The organism is Dyella thailandensis (assembly GCF_050749815.1).
Classification (GTDB): domain Bacteria; phylum Pseudomonadota; class Gammaproteobacteria; order Xanthomonadales; family Rhodanobacteraceae; genus Dyella_A.
Window position 1 is genome coordinate 3,888,598 of record NZ_CP192735.1, and the last position, 15,947, is coordinate 3,904,544.

At 67.7% G+C, this 15,947-nt stretch carries 14 protein-coding genes; 11 read left to right on the forward strand and 3 right to left on the reverse strand.

Going from position 1 to position 15,947, the window contains the following annotated elements; all coding sequences use genetic code 11:
* The first annotated feature begins 24 nt into the window (after positions 1 to 24).
* The 6 genes from hmgA (at position 25) to tpx (ending at position 6,540) form a co-directional block, all read left to right on the forward strand.
* Positions 25 to 1,323 (forward strand): homogentisate 1,2-dioxygenase, encoded by a 1,299-nt coding sequence (gene hmgA / locus ACQVBX_RS17700; RefSeq protein ID WP_431638225.1) that lies wholly within the window; start codon positions 25 to 27, stop codon positions 1,321 to 1,323.
* The gene (locus ACQVBX_RS17705) at positions 1,320 to 1,949 is read left to right on the forward strand and encodes a lectin (protein WP_431635776.1); all 630 of its coding nucleotides are present in this window, start codon (positions 1,320 to 1,322) and stop codon (positions 1,947 to 1,949) included. The genes hmgA and ACQVBX_RS17705 overlap by 4 nt, the downstream gene beginning before the upstream one ends.
* A gap of 25 nt (positions 1,950 to 1,974) precedes the next feature.
* Complete coding sequence (locus tag ACQVBX_RS17710) at positions 1,975 to 2,961, forward strand: fumarylacetoacetate hydrolase family protein (RefSeq protein WP_431635777.1); 987 nt, start codon at positions 1,975 to 1,977, stop codon at positions 2,959 to 2,961.
* A gap of 205 nt (positions 2,962 to 3,166) precedes the next feature.
* Positions 3,167 to 4,087, forward strand: a complete 921-nt coding sequence (cysD, locus tag ACQVBX_RS17715) for a sulfate adenylyltransferase subunit CysD (RefSeq protein ID WP_431635778.1) — start codon at positions 3,167 to 3,169, stop codon at positions 4,085 to 4,087.
* A complete protein-coding gene (cysN, locus tag ACQVBX_RS17720; protein ID WP_431635779.1) occupies positions 4,087 to 5,970 on the forward strand; it encodes a sulfate adenylyltransferase subunit CysN in 1,884 nt (627 codons plus the stop codon). The genes cysD and cysN overlap by 1 nt, the downstream gene beginning before the upstream one ends.
* Before the next feature lie 66 nt (positions 5,971 to 6,036).
* On the forward strand, positions 6,037 to 6,540 hold the full coding sequence (tpx, locus tag ACQVBX_RS17725) for a thiol peroxidase (protein ID WP_431635780.1): 504 nt from the start codon (positions 6,037 to 6,039) through the stop codon (positions 6,538 to 6,540).
* Between the two features lie 202 nt (positions 6,541 to 6,742).
* On the opposite strand, the gene gap is transcribed toward tpx, so the two are convergent.
* Positions 6,743 to 7,744, reverse strand: coding sequence for a type I glyceraldehyde-3-phosphate dehydrogenase (gene gap, locus ACQVBX_RS17730; RefSeq protein ID WP_431635781.1), 1,002 nt, complete (start codon positions 7,742 to 7,744; stop codon positions 6,743 to 6,745).
* Between the two features lie 151 nt (positions 7,745 to 7,895).
* Here gap and ACQVBX_RS17735 point away from each other — a divergent pair, with 151 nt between their 5' ends.
* From ACQVBX_RS17735 to ACQVBX_RS17750, 4 genes are all read left to right on the forward strand, one after another.
* Positions 7,896 to 8,768: a S1/P1 nuclease gene (locus ACQVBX_RS17735; RefSeq protein WP_431635782.1), complete on the forward strand. Its 873-nt coding sequence runs from the start codon at positions 7,896 to 7,898 to the stop codon at positions 8,766 to 8,768.
* A gap of 76 nt (positions 8,769 to 8,844) precedes the next feature.
* Positions 8,845 to 10,320: a pyruvate kinase gene (pyk, locus tag ACQVBX_RS17740; RefSeq protein ID WP_431635784.1), complete on the forward strand. Its 1,476-nt coding sequence runs from the start codon at positions 8,845 to 8,847 to the stop codon at positions 10,318 to 10,320.
* Positions 10,321 to 10,380: 60 nt separating this feature from the next.
* Positions 10,381 to 10,818 (forward strand): energy transducer TonB, encoded by a 438-nt coding sequence (locus tag ACQVBX_RS17745; RefSeq protein ID WP_431635786.1) that lies wholly within the window; start codon positions 10,381 to 10,383, stop codon positions 10,816 to 10,818.
* A 134-nt stretch (positions 10,819 to 10,952) separates the two neighbouring features.
* Positions 10,953 to 11,960, forward strand: coding sequence for a class I fructose-bisphosphate aldolase (locus ACQVBX_RS17750; RefSeq protein WP_431635788.1), 1,008 nt, complete (start codon positions 10,953 to 10,955; stop codon positions 11,958 to 11,960).
* Positions 11,961 to 12,035: 75 nt separating this feature from the next.
* Here the strand turns inward: ACQVBX_RS17750 and ACQVBX_RS17755 are convergent, their stop codons facing one another.
* Positions 12,036 to 12,629 (reverse strand): outer membrane protein, encoded by a 594-nt coding sequence (locus ACQVBX_RS17755; protein ID WP_431635790.1) that lies wholly within the window; start codon positions 12,627 to 12,629, stop codon positions 12,036 to 12,038.
* Between the two features lie 181 nt (positions 12,630 to 12,810).
* Positions 12,811 to 13,458 (reverse strand): outer membrane beta-barrel protein, encoded by a 648-nt coding sequence (locus tag ACQVBX_RS17760; protein WP_431635792.1) that lies wholly within the window; start codon positions 13,456 to 13,458, stop codon positions 12,811 to 12,813.
* A gap of 281 nt (positions 13,459 to 13,739) precedes the next feature.
* Between ACQVBX_RS17760 and tkt the strand changes: the two genes are divergently transcribed.
* A complete protein-coding gene (gene tkt / locus ACQVBX_RS17765; RefSeq protein WP_431635793.1) occupies positions 13,740 to 15,749 on the forward strand; it encodes a transketolase in 2,010 nt (669 codons plus the stop codon).
* Positions 15,750 to 15,947 lie beyond the last annotated feature (198 nt).

Here is a 15,947-nt window from a genome sequence, read left to right on the forward strand (position 1 = left end):
GCAAAGGCATCGAGCATGTCGACGATGGTCAGCACCGACTACCAATCCGGCTTCGGCAACGAGTTCGCCAGCGAGGCGCTGGCCGGCGTGCTGCCCACCGGGCAGAACTCGCCGCAGCGCGTGGCGCAAGGCCTGTATGCCGAGCAGCTCTCCGGCACCGCGTTCACCGCGCCGCGGCGCGAGAACCGGCGCAGCTGGCTGTACCGCATCCGCCCCGCGGCGATGCACAAGCCGTTCGCGCCGCTCGACCATGCCACGTTCCACAATCGCTTCGACGAGGCGCCCGCCACGCCCAACCAGCTGCGCTGGGATCCGTGGCCGATGCCGCAGGCGCCCACTGATTTCCTCGACGGCCTGGTCACCATGGCCGGCAACGGCGGGGCGGCGGAGCAGGGCGGTGTGGGCATGCATGTCTACGTGGCGAACCGCTCGATGCAGGGCCGGTTCTTCTACGACGCCGACGGCGAGCTGCTGATCGTGCCGCAGCTCGGTCGCCTGCGGCTGGCCACCGAGTTCGGTGTGCTGGACGTGGCGCCGCTGGAGATCGCGGTGATTCCGCGCGGCGTGCGTTTCCGCGTGGAGCTGCTGGACGGCGAGGCGCGCGGCTACGTGGCGGAGAACTTCGGCGCGCTGCTGCGGCTGCCGGATCTGGGGCCGATCGGCGCCAACTCGATGGCGCTGCCGCGCGACTTCCTGGCGCCGGTGGCGGCTTACGAGGACGTCGAGGGGGACTTCAAGCTCGTCGCGAAATTTCAGGGTGCGCTGTGGCAGGCCGAGATCGGCCACTCGCCGCTGGACGTGGTCGCCTGGCACGGCAACTACGCGCCGTACAAGTACGACCTCACCCGCTTCAATACGGTCGGCTCGATCAGCGTGGACCATCCGGACCCGTCGATCTTCACCGTGCTCACCTCGCCCAGCGACACGCCCGGCACGGCCAACATGGATTTCGTGATCTTCCCGCCGCGCTGGCTGGTGGCCGAGCACACGTTCCGTCCGCCGTACTTCCATCGCAACGTGGCGAGCGAGTTCATGGGCCTGATCGAAGGTGCCTACGACGCCAAGGCCGGCGGCTTCGCGCCGGGCGGCATGAGCCTGCACAACTGCATGAGCGGCCACGGCCCGGATGCGGCCAGCTTCGAGAAAGCCAGCGCCGCCGACGTGAGCCAGCCGGACCACCTCACCGGCACCATGGCTTTCATGTTCGAGACCCGCAAGGTGATTCGCCCGACGGCGCAGGCGCTGTCGGCGCCGGGGCTGCAGGACGACTACTACACCTGCTGGCAGGGCATCGCGAAGCACTTCGACCCGGAGCAGGCATGAAAGCCGCGACGCTGATCGCGCTGCTGGCGGCGACGCTCGCTGGCTGCAGCGGGCAGTCCGGAGCGGGCGCGGAGCGGACACCGTCGGCTACCGCAAGCGCGCCCACGCCGTCGACCACGGTCATGGCAGCACCCGCTGCACGTTCCACCGAACGTGCGACAGGGAACGGCCAGTCCAGCGACGGCCTGCCCCGCTTCGATGGCTATGGCGACATGCGCTTCGGCATGGACGAGGCCGCCTTCCGGCGCGCCTGGCAAGGCGATCTGGCCGGTACCGTGGATGCGGCCGGCGGCTGCTCCGTGCTGCGCCCGGTGTGGGTGAAGCAACCGCGCGATTTCGGCTTCCTGTTCGAGCAGGGGCGCTTCGCCCGCTATGACGTCGGCACGGCGAAAGAGGCCGCGCCTGGGGGTGGCAAGGTCGGCATGGACGTGGCTGGCATCCGTGCGCGGTACGGCGATCGCGTGCAGGCCACACCGCACAAGTACGTGGCCGGTGCGCAGTACCTGCGTGTCGCCTCACCCGATGACAAGAGTGCGCTGGTGTTCGAAACCGACGCTACCGGTAAGGTGACGCGCTGGCGCGTCGGCGTGCCGCCGCAAATCGATTACGTTGAAGGCTGCGGCTGAGGCCGCAGGCAGGAGAATCCAAGCAATGAAACTGGGCAGTCTCAAGGAAGGCGGCCGTGACGGCACGCTGATCGTGGTCAGCCGCGACCTCACCCACGCCGCGCGCGCCACCGCCATCGCTTCCACGCTGCAGGCGGCGCTAGACGACTGGCAGAACGCCGCGCCGCGTCTCAACGCGTTGTACGACGAGGTGAACGCGGGCACGGCGCAAGGCCGCTTCGCGCTGGACCTCAACGCGCTGGCCGCGCCACTGCCGCGCGCCTACGAGTTCGTCGACGGCTCGGCCTACCTGCCGCACGTGGAGCGCGTGCGCAAGGCGCGTGGCGCCGAGGTGCCGGAGAGCTTCTACACCGACCCGCTGATGTACCAGGCCACCAGCGCCGGTTTCCTGGGGCCGCGCGACCCGGTCGTCGTGCCCAGCGAGGACTACGGCATCGACCTGGAGGCCGAAGTACTGGTGGTGACCGACGACGTGCCGATGGCGGTGACGCCGACGCAGGCCGCCGAGCACATCCAGCTGGTCGGCCTGGTCAACGACGTCAGCCTGCGCGGGCTGATCCCCGGTGAGCTGGCCAAGGGTTTCGGCTTCCTGCAGTCCAAGCCGCGCTCGGCGCTGTCGCCGGTGCTAGTGACGCCGGACGAGCTGGGTGAGGCGTGGCAGGACACCAAGCTGCACCTGCCGATGCGCACCTGGATCAACGGCCAGTGGTTCGGCGAGGCCGAGTGCGGCGTGGACATGCAGTTCAACTTCGCCCAGCTGGTGGCGCATGCGGCCAAGACCCGACCGCTCACCGCCGGCACCCTGGTCGGCTCCGGCACCATCGCCAACCACGACACCTCGCTGGGCGCGTCCTGCCTGGCCGAGCAGCGCACGGTGGAGACGCTGCGCGAAGGCAAGCCGGCCACGCCGTTCCTGAAGTACGAGGACACCGTGCGTATCGAGATCACCGATGCGGCCGGGCACTCGATCTTCGGCGCCATCGAGCAGGTGATCGCGCCGCTGAAGGCGTGAGGCGGGCGGCCACGTCTGGCCGCACCCTGCAGATCCCGGCGGGGCGGCGGCTGCCGCTGCGCCGCCCCGCCGAGCGTGCTTGCGCCCGCGCGATCTGCGAAAGCCGCAGGCCCGCGAAGCGCCGGCCGCATATGGACAGGACGACTCGTTATCACGCCGCCGGGCGTGGCTGGCTAGAATCGGCGGTCATATGACCGGATCGCCCATGACGCCACTCGCTTCGCCCGCCCACGTCTCCCATCTCAAGCGGCTGGAGGCCGAGAGCATCCACATCCTGCGTGAGGTGGCGGCCGAGTTCCGCCATCCGGTGATGATGTATTCGGTCGGCAAGGATTCCTCGGTGCTGCTGCATCTGCTGCAGAAGGCGTTTTATCCGGCGCCGCCGCCGATCCCGCTGCTGCACGTGGATACCACCTGGAAATTCCGCGAGATGATCGCCTTCCGCGATCGCCGCGCGGCCGAGGTGGGCGCGAAGCTGATCGTGCACATCAACCAGGAAGGCGTGCGCCAGGGGGTCGGCCCGTTCTCCCACGGCGCCACCGTGCACACCGACATCATGAAGACCCAGGCGCTGAAGCAGGCGCTGGACGCGCACGGTTTCGATGCCGCCATCGGTGGCGCGCGCCGCGACGAGGAGAAGTCGCGCGCCAAGGAGCGCGTGTTCTCCTTCCGCACCGCGCAGCATCGCTGGGATCCGAAGCGCCAGCGGCCCGAGCTGTGGAACCTCTACAACGGCCGCATCGCCAAGGGCGAAAGCGTGCGCGTGTTCCCGCTGTCGAACTGGACCGAGCTGGACATCTGGCTCTACATCTACCGCGAGGCGATCGAGGTGCCGTCGCTGTACTTCGCCGCGCCGCGCCCGGTGGTCGAGCGCGACGGCATGCTGCTGATGGTCGATGACGATCGCCTGCCGCTCGAACCCGGCGAGCAGCCGCAGATGCGCAAGGTGCGATTCCGCACGCTGGGCTGCTACCCGCTCACCGGCGCGATCGAATCGGAGGCCGACGACCTGCCCAAGGTGATCCAGGAGATGCTCATCGCACGCACCTCCGAACGTCAGGGGCGGGCGATCGACCACGATCCGTCCGCCTCGATGGAAAAGAAGAAGCAGGAGGGCTACTTCTGATGGGCCGCGAACCGAACCTCTCGGTGGACGAGTACCTCGCCCGCCACGAATCGAAGGACCTGCTGCGCTTCATCACCTGCGGCAGCGTCGACGACGGCAAGAGCACGCTGCTCGGTCGCCTGCTGTACGACACCAAGCTGCTGTTCGACGACCAGCTCGCGGCGCTGGAGGGCGACTCGCGGCGTCACGGCACGCAGAACGGCGAGCTGGATTTCGCGCTGCTGGTCGACGGCCTGTCGGCCGAGCGCGAGCAGGGCATCACCATCGACGTGGCCTACCGCTTCTTCACCACCGAGCGGCGCAAGTTCATCGTCGCCGACTGCCCGGGCCACGAGCAGTACACCCGCAACATGGCCACCGGGGCGAGCACGGCGGATCTTGCGGTGGTGCTGGTCGACGCACGCAAGGGCCTGCTCACGCAGACCCGCCGTCATACCTACATTGCCGCGCTGCTGGGCATTCGCCACGTGCTGCTGGCGGTGAACAAGATGGACCTGGTCGGCTACGACGAGGCGACGTTCCGCGCCATCGAGGCCGACTACGCGGCGCTTGCGCAGAGCATGGGCATCGCTCAGGTCACCGCGATCCCGGTGTCGGCGCTGCGCGGCGAGAATGTCAGCACGCGCGCCACCACCATGCCGTGGTTCGATGGCGCCAGCCTGCTGGAACATCTGGAAACGGTGGCGATCGAACGCCCGGCCGACACGCTGGGCTTCCGCCTGCCGGTGCAGTGGGTGGCGCGCCCGGACCAGAACTTCCGCGGCTACGCGGGCCAGGTGGTAGCCGGCGCCATCACCCCGGGTGACGAGGTGGTCATCCTGCCGGGCGGCGCGCGCTCGCGCGTGGCGCGCATCGTCACTGCCGACGGCGATCGCAAGGGCGCGGCGACGGGCGACGCGGTCACGCTGACGCTGGAAGACGAGCGCGACATCAGCCGGGGCGACGTGATCGCCGCCGCGCACAACCCGCCGCAGGTGGCCGACCAGTTCGCCGCGCACCTGCTGTGGATGGACGAGTCGGCGCTGCTGCCCGGTCGCGGCTACTGGCTGAAGCTCGGCGCGCGCACCGTGGGCGCCCAGGTCACCGAGATCAAACACAAGATCGACGTGAACACGCAGGAAGAGCTGGCCGCCAAGCGGCTGGAGCTCAACGAGGTGGGCTACTGCAACCTCGGCCTGGACCAGCCGATCGCATTCGAGTCCTACGCGAACTGCCGCGAGCTCGGCGCCTTCATCCTGATCGACCGGCAGACCAACGCCACGGTGGGCGCCGGCACGCTGGACTTCGCCCTGCGCCGCGCCGACAACATCCACTGGCAGCACCTGGACATCGATCGCGCGGCGCGGGCGCGGATCAAGGGCCAGTCGCCGGCGTGCCTGTGGTTCACCGGCCTGTCCGGCTCGGGCAAGTCCACCGTGGCCAACCTGGTGGAAAAGCGTCTGTTCGCGCTGGGCCAGCACACCTACCTGCTGGACGGCGACAACGTGCGCCATGGGCTCAACCGCGACCTGGGCTTTACCGACGAGGATCGGGTGGAGAACATCCGCCGCGTCGCCGAGGTGGCCAAACTCATGGTGGATGCCGGCCTGATCGTGCTGGTGTCCTTCATCAGTCCGTTCCGCGAGGAGCGCCGCATGGCGCGCGAGCTGTTCTTGCCGGGCGAGTTCCACGAGGTGTTCGTCGACACGCCACTGGCGGTGTGTGAGGCGCGCGACGTGAAGGGGCTGTACGCCAAGGCGCGCGCCGGCGGCATCAAGAACTTCACTGGCATCGACTCGCCCTACGAGGCGCCCGAGGCGCCGGAAGTGCATCTGCATGGCGGCGAGGAAGCGCCCGAACAGCTGGCCGAGCGGGTGATCCGTGAGTTGCTCGGCGAGCACTGAAGGCGCGACACGGGAGCGGCCGACCCTCTACGATGGCGCTCCCGACTTTTCCGCACGAGGCAGCTCATGTCGCACAACGTTACGCTCAAGGGCCATCCGGTCGAAGTGCTGGGCGATTTTCCCGCCGCAGGCGACAAGGCGCCCGGCTTCCGCTTGGTGGCCAAGGACCTGGCCGACGTCTCGCTGGCCGACTTCACCGGCAAGCGCAAGATCCTCAACATCTTCCCCAGTGTGGATACGCCGGTGTGTGCCGCCTCGGTGCGCCACTTCAACCAGGACGCCGCGGGACTGGCGAACACGGTGGTGCTGTGCATCTCGGCCGACCTGCCGTTCGCGCAGGCGCGCTTCTGCGGCGCCGAGGGCCTGGACAACGTGGTGACGCTGTCGACCCTGCGCGGCGCGGATTTCCTCAAGCACTACGGCGTGGCGCTGGCCAGCGGTCCGCTGGCCGGGCTGGCGGCGCGCGCGGTGGTGGTGCTGGACGAGCACGATCACGTGAAGCACGCCGAGCTGGTGCCGGAAATCACCCAGGAGCCGGATTACGACGCGGCGCTGGCCGTATTGAAGTAAGGCGGGTCGCCTACCTGTTTGCGCTGAGTCGAGTACTTCGGAGTACTGAAGCTCCATTGGCATGTCTCTCCGCCGAAGAGTGCTCCAGCGACACGTCGGAAGGGCGGGAATGACGGCAAAAACGCCGCCCGTCTTCGATGACTACCAGGACAAAAGGAAGGCGCCCCTTGGGCGCCTTTCTTCATTTCGCGACAGCGGAGATTTACTTCGCCACCACCCGCACCATTTCCAGGCACTTGTTCGAGTAGCCCCACTCGTTGTCGTACCAGGACACCAGCTTGACGAAGGTGGAGTCCAGCGCGATGCCGGCCTCGGCGTCGAAGATCGACGTGCGCGCGTCACCGCGGAAGTCGGTGGCGACCACCTTGTCCTCGGTGTAGCCCAGGATGCCCTTGAGCGCGCCCTCGCTCTGCGCCTTCATCTCGGCGCAGATCTCGGCGTAGGTGGCGGGCTTTTCCAGCTCGCAGGTCAGGTCGACCACCGAGACGTCCGAGGTCGGCACGCGGAAGCTCATGCCGGTGAGCTTCTTGTTGAGCTCGGGAATCACCACGCCGACGGCCTTGGCCGCGCCGGTGGAGGAGGGGATGATGTTTTCCAGGATGCCGCGGCCGCCGCGCCAGTCCTTGTTGGACGGGCCGTCGACGGTTTTCTGCGTGGCGGTGGTGGCGTGCACGGTGGTCATCAGGCCGCGCTTGATGCCCCACTTGTCGTTGAGCACCTTGGCCAGTGGCGCCAGGCAGTTGGTGGTGCACGAGGCGTTGGAGATGATCGCCTCGCCCTGGTAACTCTTGTCGTTGACGCCGTAGACGAACATCGGCGTGTCGTCCTTGGACGGGGCGGACAGGATCACCTTCTTGGCGCCCGCATCCAGATGCTTCTGCGCGCCTTCCTTGGTCAGGAAGATGCCGGTGGACTCGATCACCACCTCGGCACCGACCTCGTCCCACTTCAGCGCGGCCGGGTCGCGCTCGGCGGTGAGGCGGATCTTCTTGCCGTTGACGACCAGGGTGTTGCCCTCGACCGCCACGGTGCCCTTGAAGCGGCCGTGCACGGAGTCGTACTGCAGCATGTAGGCGAGGTAATCGGGCTCGAGCAGGTCGTTGATCGCGACGATTTCGATGTCGTCGTTGAAGTTCTGCACGGCTGCGCGCAGCACGTTGCGCCCGATGCGGCCGAAGCCGTTGATGCCCACCTTGATCGTCATTGCCTCGACTCCTGCGTCTGGCGTGGATTGTGGAAACTAGCGCGTAATTCTAGCAGGGCGTCGGCAGGGGTGGACCCGGCTACGCCGCCGCAAGGCTGTCACCGGCCTGTGGCAGACTTCCCGGCCCTCCCCAACGCACAAGTTGCCCTTCATGTCTTTGCGCCTTCCCCGACTTGCTTCCGTCCTCTGCGCGGGCGCGTTCGCGCTGGCCGCGCCGCTCGCCCAGGCCTGGGGGCCGGAGGGCCACGCCATCGTGGCCGACATTGCCCAGCAGCATCTCGACGCGCGCGCCGCGGCGCAGGTGCAGGCGCTGCTCGGCCTCGAGGGGCTGAGCCGGCTGGACCAGATCTCTTCCTGGGCCGACGGCAACCGCAAGGAGCGCCCCCGCACCGGCGGCTGGCATTACGTGGACATTCCGCTGCAGGCAGATGCCTATGTGCCGACCCGCGACTGCGCGCGCGACAACTGCGTCGTGGCGCAGATCAGCCACTTCAGCCAGGTGCTGGCGGACCGCTCCGCCGCCCCCGCCGCGCGGCTGGAGGCGCTGAAGTGGGTGGTGCACTTCGTGGGCGACGTGCACCAGCCGCTGCACGCCGAAGACGATGACGACAAGGGTGGCAACACCGTGCAGCTGCAGTTCTTCGGGCGCGGCACCAATCTGCACGCGGTGTGGGACGGCGGCGTATTGCGCCAGGCCCTGAACTTGGTGCCCGGCCCGAACTACACCTTCGACCACGCCCAGGTGCAGGCCGACGCGATGCAGCTGGACGCCTCGATCCGCCCGGCCGACCGCGCCGCATGGTCGGCCATCGGCGCGCTGCCGCAGTTGTCTACCCAGACGGTCGCATGGGCGATGGAGTCGCACCGCCTGGCTCGGGACGTGGCCTACGCGCACCTGGACGGGCGCAACCAGGCCGGCTGGTCGGCGCGTTACCAGGCGGTCGCGTGGCCGGTGGTGCGCACCCGGCTGCAGCAGGGTGGGGTGCGGCTGGCCGCAGTGCTCAACGAGCTGCTCGGCAGTTGATTTGGACGTCCGTTCGGCCGCGTATTGAAATCGAATGCAGTATGGCGCGATGCCCCGCTTCTGCTAGGTTTGCCTGATGACCCAGACTCCTCTTCGCCGTACCAAGATCGTCGCCACCCTCGGCCCCGCCACCGACGCGCCGGGCATGCTCGAGAAGATCATCGCCCAGGGCGTGAACGTGGCCCGCCTCAATCTTTCGCACGGTGCGCCGGACGACCACCGCGCCCGCGCCAACGCGGTGCGTGAGGCCGCGGCCAAGGTCGGCGTGGAGGTGGGCATCCTCGCCGACCTGCAGGGCCCGAAGATCCGCGTGGAGAAGTTCGCCAATGGCCCGGTGATGCTGGAGCCGGGCGATGCGTTCACGCTGGACTGCCGCGCCGATGCGCCGGAGGGCGATGCGACCCGCGTCGGCGTGAGCTATCTCAATCTGCCCAATGACGTGCAGCCGGGCGACGTGCTGCTGTTCGACGACGGCCTGGTCGCGATGGAGGTGGTGTCGATCGATGGCGCCCAGATCCATTGCCGCGTGACCATCGGCGGCAAGCTGTCCAACCGCAAGGGGCTGAACCGCCAGGGTGGCGGGCTCTCGGTCGATGCGCTGTCGGACAAGGATCGCAACGACATCAAGCTGGCCGCCGAGATCGGCGCCGATTTTCTGGCCGTCTCGTTCGTGCGCTCGGCGGCGGACATGCACACCGCGCGCCGCCTCATGAAGGAGGCCGGTGGTGACGCCGGCATGGTCGCCAAGATCGAGCGTGCCGACGCCATCCCGGTGCTGGGCGAGATCATCGACGCGTCCGACGTGGTGATGGTGGCGCGCGGCGACCTGGGCGTGGAGATCGGCGACGCCGAACTGCCGGGCCTGCAGAAGAAGATCATTCGCGAGGCGGTGCAGCGCAACCGTGCCGTGATCACCGCCACGCAGATGCTGCAGTCGATGGTGCACTCGCCGATCCCGACCCGCGCCGAAGTGCTGGACGTGGCTAACGCGGTCATCGACGGCACCGACGCGGTGATGCTGTCGGAGGAGTCGGCCGCCGGTGCGCATCCGGACAAGGCGGTGGCGGCGCTGTGCCGCATCTGCCTGGGTGCGGAGCGCCAGTTCGAGCCCAAGGACGACCGCATGCTCGACGCCGGGCTGCAGCTGGACCGCGCCGACCAGGCGATCGCCATGGCCGCGATGGTGCTGGCCGGCCACCTGGGGGTGCGGGCGATCGTGGCGCTGACCGAATCGGGCGCCACCGCGCAGTGGCTGTCGCGTTACCGCAGCGCGGTGCCGATCTACGGCATGTCGCCGTTCGGCGAAGCGCGCCGACGCATGCAGGTGCTGCGCGACGTGCATCCGGTGGAATTCAGCCACGGCGAGCAGCAGAGCATGGCCGCTTCCACCCGCGCCGCGGTGCGCCTGCTGTTCGAGCAGGGCAAGCTGGGCGAGGGCGACCGCGTGGTCATCACCTATGGCGACCGCGTCGGCCATGTCGGCGGCACCAACACGCTAAAGCTGCTGCTCGTTGGCGCCGACGGCATCGTGGAGAGCCTGCGCGACCTGTGATGCGCAAGGCCGCGGGGACGCTAGACTGGCCTCCCCACCCGCGATCTCCGGAGGCGTTCCATGAAAACCCTGCTTCGCGTGCAACTGCCGCTCTGCCTGTTGGCCCTGGCGGCGACCTTTCCGGCCATGGCGCAGAATCGCCGGTTGCCGCCGGAACGGCTCAACGCCTACTGGATCCTGCTCAACCAGCACGTGGGCGTGGACGTGCCCAACAGCGGGCGCAACATCTATAAGCCCGGCTGCGTGGCGGTGACCTACACGGTGGGTTCCGATGGCCTGCCGCGCGACGTCAAGGCGGTCAAGACGGTACCCGAGAGCGACCTGGGCAAGGCCGCCGAGAGCGCGGTGAAGAACTTCACCTACGGTCCGTCGCTGACCAATCGGGCCGGCGAGCCGATCGACACCTACTACGTGGTGCCGTTCAACGGTCCCAGCGACAAGGCCGGCCAGCAGGCGCTGATGGCGCCCTGTCGCCTGCCCGGCTACGACGCCGGCTGACTCCGCTCGGGACGGGCCGCCGGTGCCCGCCGGCGATCTGGCCTATAATTCGCCGCTTTCAGCCTTGCCGCCCCCGCCGGGGCGGCTTCCATCTGGCGCGGTCGAGCGGCCGCCGTCGTTTCCACGGAGTCGTCATGAGCATCGAAGATCTGGAAAGCATCGCGCTGGCGATGGTCGCGCCCGGCAAGGGCATCATCGCCATCGATGAGTCGACCAAGACCATCGCGAAGCGGTTTGAGGCCGTCGGCATCGAGAACACCGAAGAGAACCGCCGCGCCTACCGCGAGCTCCTGCTCACCGCCCCGGGCCTGAACGAGCACATCTCCGGCGCGATCCTCTACGACGAGACGATCCGCCAGTCGACCAAGGACGGCGTGCCGTTCACCCAGGTCATGAAGAAGCTCGGCATCATCCCCGGCATCAAGGTGGACAAGGGGCCGGTGCCGCTGGCCGGCTTCCCGGGTGACGTGGTTACTGAGGGCCTGGACGGCCTGCGCGAGCGCCTGGCCGAATACGCCAAGCTCGGCGCGCAGTTCGCCAAGTGGCGCGCGGTGATCAACATCTCCGAGGACAACCCCAGCTCCACCGCCATCGAGGCGAACTGCCACGCGCTGGCCCGCTACGCCGCGCTGTGCCAGGAAGCGGGCATCGTGCCGATGGTCGAGCCGGAAGTGATCATGGACGGCGACCACTCGATCGACGTCAGCTACGAAGTGCACGAGGCCGTGCTGCGTAGCCTGTTCAACGCGCTGTACGAGCAGAACGTGATGCTCGAGGGCACGATCTTGAAGGTCTCCATGGTGATCGCCGGAAAGGATGCCGAGGAGCAGGCCGACGTGGAAGAAGTCGCCGAGGCCACCGTGCGCGTGCTCAAGTCCACCGTGCCGGCGTCGCTGCCGGGCATCGTGTTCCTCTCCGGCGGCCAGACCGACGAGCAGTCCACCGCGCACCTCAATGCCATGAACCGCATCGGTCCGCATCCGTGGCCGCTGTCGTTCTCCTACGGCCGCGCCATGCAGCAGGCGGCGCTCAAGCTGTGGGCCAAGGACATGAAGGCGAACTACGCCGACGCGCAGAAGACCGTCGCCGCGCGCGCCAAGGAAAACGGCCAGGCTGCGCTGGGTCGCTGGACCGGCAAGTAAGCCTGGTCACCGCAGCGACAACAAAAAAAACGGGCGCCCAAGGGCGCCCGTTTTCGTTTCACGCGATGGCGATGATCAGAAGCGGTATTCGGCGCTGACCGAGACCATGTCGGTGCTCAGGTCGACGTTGTGCTTCTTGGCATCGAAGTAGTCGTAGTTGATGCCCACGCTGACGTTGTTGCTGAAGTCGTAACCGACGCCAGCGCCGGCGTACCAGCTGGTCTTGTCCAGGCCTTCGCGAACCGGGTTGGAGTCATTGCTCAGACCGTGGCCCTTCCATGCGTACAGGCCGGTACGGGCGCTGATGTACCAGTTCGGGTCGAGGTTGAAATGGCCATTCACGCCGGCAGTCCAGCCATGCAGCTGCGACTTGCCGTGGTCGACCACGTCATTGCTGTTGAAGACGTTCTTGACGTGGATGTTGCCCAGGTCGTTGTAGCCGGCCTCCACGCCCAGCGCCACGTTCGGATTCACCGACCAGCGATAGCCGCCGTTGAGGGCGTAACCGGTGTCGTGGCCGTCATACGGACCCTTGTTGATCGAGGTGCGGCCGACGTTGCCGTTGACGAACCAGCCACCGTTGTCCGCGGGGGCGTTCTGCGCGAAAGCGGCCGGGGCGGCCACCAGGCCGGCGGAGACGAGGGCGAAAGCAAGCAGAGTCTTTTTCATCGGGGAGATCCTTATTTTTGTTCGCGGCCAGGGCGTGGGGATCGCCGCTTGGCCGTCGGGGAGTGCGTCACCAAGCAACGCACCGGACTTAGATGAGGCACGGCCGGAAAGATTCAATACCAATGAGTTCAGTATTAATCCGGAGTTAAGAAAGGGCGCCGCATGCGCGGCGCCCGCTGCCTCAGAAGCGATATTCGGCCGTGAGCGACGCGGTATCGGTGCTCAGGCTGATGCCGTCCTTCTTGGCGTGATAGACGTCGTAGGACAGGCCCAGGCCGAAGTGGTCGCTGAAGTCGTAACCGACGCCGGCACCGGCGTAGTAGTCGACCTTGTCCAGATTGTGGCGATTGATGTCCTGGTTGCTGTAGCCGTGGCCCTTCCAGCCGTAGACGCCGGCCCGGCCGCTCACGTACAGGCCGCGATACACATCGATGCGCCCGTTGACGCCGGCCGTCCAGCCGCGCAGCGCGTTGCGCTGGTCGGTCAGGTTGACGTCGTTGCTGTTGAAGGCGTTCTTGACCTTGAAGTTGCCCAGGTCGTTGTAGCCCACCTCGACACCCAGGCCCAGGTCCTGGCCGACCTTCCAGCGATAGCCGCCGTTGACGGCGTAGGTGGTCGGATGGTCGTTGTACGGGCCCTTGTAGAGGTGCGACTGGCCCACGCTGCCGCTGAGGAACCAGTTGCCCGAGCCGACCGGCTGATTGGGCTGGTAGTTGCCCGATGCAGAGGCGGCGGACGTATCCGTCGTGGTCGCGGCATCCTGCGCGAAAGCCGGGAGCGCGCAGGCACCGGCGGAAACAAAGGCAAGGGCGAGCAAGGACTGTTTCATGGAGTGGTCTCCTTCTTATGGTCTTGCCCGGCCAGCATGTGGCGACATGCGTGGCAGGGCGCGCTTGGGGATGAGCGCGGCGCCATTGAACGAAGGCGAGGCTGAAGCGTTCCGGTATTCGCCCCGGAAAAGTTAAGGGGCAATTAATCGTGCGGCCACTACGCGGCCGCGGACGCGCCCTTTGTAAAGCGCGGCAGTGCGGGGACTTCACGCGGCCGGCGCACGTACCTCCCGCGAATCGGCGACAATAGCGATTTTTCACGCCCCTTCCGGAGATGCCGATGACCACCCGCCGCGAACTCGCCAACGCCGTGCGCGCCCTTGCCATGGACGCCGTGGAGGCGGCCAAGTCCGGCCACCCGGGCATGCCCATGGGCATGGCCGACATCGCCGAAGTGCTGTGGAACGACTTCCTGCACTTCAATCCGGCCAACCCGAAGTGGGCCAACCGCGACCGCTTCGTGCTCTCCAACGGCCACGGCTCGATGCTGCAGTACGCGCTGCTGCACCTGACCGGCTTCGACCTGCCGATGGACCAGCTGAAGAAATTCCGTCAGTTGCATTCGAAGACCGCCGGCCACCCTGAAGCCAGCGAGACCCCCGGAGTGGAGACCACCACCGGCCCGCTCGGCCAGGGCCTGGCCAACGCGGTCGGCATGGCGCTGGCGGAGAAGGTGCTGGCGGCGCACTTCAACCGTCCGGGTCACGCCGTGGTCGACCACCACACCTACGTGTTCCTCGGCGATGGCTGCCTGATGGAAGGCATCTCGCACGAAGTGGCTTCGCTCGCCGGTACCTGGAAGCTTGGCAAGCTGGTGGCGCTGTACGACGACAACGGCATTTCGATCGATGGCGAGGTGCATGGTTGGTTCACCGACGACACCCCGGCGCGCTTCGAAGCCTACGGCTGGAACGTGATCCGCCACGTCGATGGCCATGACGCCGAGGCGGTGAAGGCGGCCATCGCGCAGGCCACCGCGCAGTCCGACAAGCCGACCCTGATCTGCTGCAAGACCATCATCGGCTTCGGCGCGCCGCACAAGCAGGGCAAGGAAGAAAGCCACGGTGCGCCGCTCGGCAAGGACGAGATCGCCGCGGCGCGCGATGCGCTCGACTGGCGGCACCCTCCGTTCGAGATTCCCGCCGAGATCTACGCCGGCTGGGACCACAAGGCCAAGGGTACCGCCGCCGAACAGGCCTGGAACGACGCTTTCGCGGCCTACACCAAGGCACATCCGGAACTGGCGGCCGAGTTCCAGCGCCGCTTCAGCGGCGAGCTGCCGGCCGACTGGGCCGAAAAGTCGCAGGCGTACATTGCCAAGCTGCAGCTGGAAGGGCCGGAAGTGGCTTCGCGCAAGGCCTCGCAGATGGCGCTCGACGCCTTCGGGCCACTGCTGCCGGAGTTAATCGGCGGCTCGGCGGACCTGGCCGGTTCCAACCTCACCAAGTGGAAGGGCAGCCTCGATGCCGGCAACGGCGACAGCGCCGGCGGCAAGGGCAACTACGTCTATTACGGCGTGCGCGAGTTCGGCATGACCGCGATCGCCAACGGCGTGGCGCTGCACGGCGGCTTCATCCCCTACGACGCGACCTTCCTGGTGTTCTCCGACTACGCGCGCAACGCGGTGCGCATGAGCGCGCTGATCCCGGCGCACGCGATCCACGTCTATACCCACGACTCGATCGGCCTGGGCGAAGACGGCCCCACCCACCAGCCGGTGGAGCACCTGGCCAGCCTGCGCTACATCCCGAACAACCAGGTGTGGCGTCCCTGCGACGCGGTGGAATCGGCGGTGTCATGGAAGGTGGCGATCGAGCGCAAGGGTCACCCTGCCTGCCTGGTGTTCTCGCGCCAGAACCTCAAGCATCAGCAGCGCTCGACCGAGCAGGTGGCGGACATCGCCCGCGGCGGCTATGTGCTGTCCGATCCGGCCGACACCAAGTTCCAGGCCATCCTGATCGCCACCGGTTCGGAAGTGGAGCTGGCGATGGAGGCGATGCGCACGCTGGCCCAGCAGGGCGTCGCCGTGCGCGTGGTCTCGATGCCGTGCACCGAGGCGTTCGACGCCCAGCCGCAGTCTTACCGCGAGGCGGTGCTGCCGGGCTGGTGCCGCGCGCGCGTGGCGGTAGAAGCGGCTACCGCCGACTTCTGGCGCAAGTACGTGGGCCTGGATGGCGAGGTGGTCGGCATGCATTCCTTCGGCGCCTCCGCCCCCGCGCCGCAGTTGTTCGAGCACTTCGGCTTCACCGTGAGCCATGTGGTGGATGCCGTGAAGCGTGTGGTCGGCTGAGCCAGCCCCCTCCAGCTGTCGATCGGGCCGCGCAAGCGGCCCGATCGCTTTCCACAGGACGCACGCATCTTCGGGGCGTCGAGCCTTGGCGAGAAAGAGAACGCCGAGGTCGAGGCCCGCCTGCGCTCGGGCTGGTTGGGGGGACGGGGCGCTCCACGTGAGCGATTACCGGGCTTGTCCGACGGCAACGTGGAGCGC

Excerpts from the sequence above, each read along its gene's own strand:
- cysN (WP_431635779.1), top strand. The coding sequence starts at position 4,087 with ATGGGCCGCGAACCGAACCTCTCGGTGGACGAGTACCTCGCCCGCCAC.
- ACQVBX_RS17710 (WP_431635777.1), top strand. The coding sequence starts at position 1,975 with ATGAAACTGGGCAGTCTCAAGGAAGGCGGCCGTGACGGCACGCTGATC.
- ACQVBX_RS17705 (WP_431635776.1), top strand. The coding sequence starts at position 1,320 with ATGAAAGCCGCGACGCTGATCGCGCTGCTGGCGGCGACGCTCGCTGGC.
- tkt (WP_431635793.1), top strand. The coding sequence starts at position 13,740 with ATGACCACCCGCCGCGAACTCGCCAACGCCGTGCGCGCCCTTGCCATG.
- cysD (WP_431635778.1), top strand. The coding sequence starts at position 3,167 with ATGACGCCACTCGCTTCGCCCGCCCACGTCTCCCATCTCAAGCGGCTG.
- ACQVBX_RS17745 (WP_431635786.1), top strand. The coding sequence starts at position 10,381 with ATGAAAACCCTGCTTCGCGTGCAACTGCCGCTCTGCCTGTTGGCCCTG.
- pyk (WP_431635784.1), top strand. The coding sequence starts at position 8,845 with ATGACCCAGACTCCTCTTCGCCGTACCAAGATCGTCGCCACCCTCGGC.
- ACQVBX_RS17750 (WP_431635788.1), top strand. The coding sequence starts at position 10,953 with ATGAGCATCGAAGATCTGGAAAGCATCGCGCTGGCGATGGTCGCGCCC.
- ACQVBX_RS17760 (WP_431635792.1), bottom strand. The coding sequence starts at position 13,458 with ATGAAACAGTCCTTGCTCGCCCTTGCCTTTGTTTCCGCCGGTGCCTGC.
- hmgA (WP_431638225.1), top strand. The coding sequence starts at position 25 with ATGGTCAGCACCGACTACCAATCCGGCTTCGGCAACGAGTTCGCCAGC.
- tpx (WP_431635780.1), top strand. The coding sequence starts at position 6,037 with ATGTCGCACAACGTTACGCTCAAGGGCCATCCGGTCGAAGTGCTGGGC.
- ACQVBX_RS17755 (WP_431635790.1), bottom strand. The coding sequence starts at position 12,629 with ATGAAAAAGACTCTGCTTGCTTTCGCCCTCGTCTCCGCCGGCCTGGTG.
- ACQVBX_RS17735 (WP_431635782.1), top strand. The coding sequence starts at position 7,896 with ATGTCTTTGCGCCTTCCCCGACTTGCTTCCGTCCTCTGCGCGGGCGCG.
- gap (WP_431635781.1), bottom strand. The coding sequence starts at position 7,744 with ATGACGATCAAGGTGGGCATCAACGGCTTCGGCCGCATCGGGCGCAAC.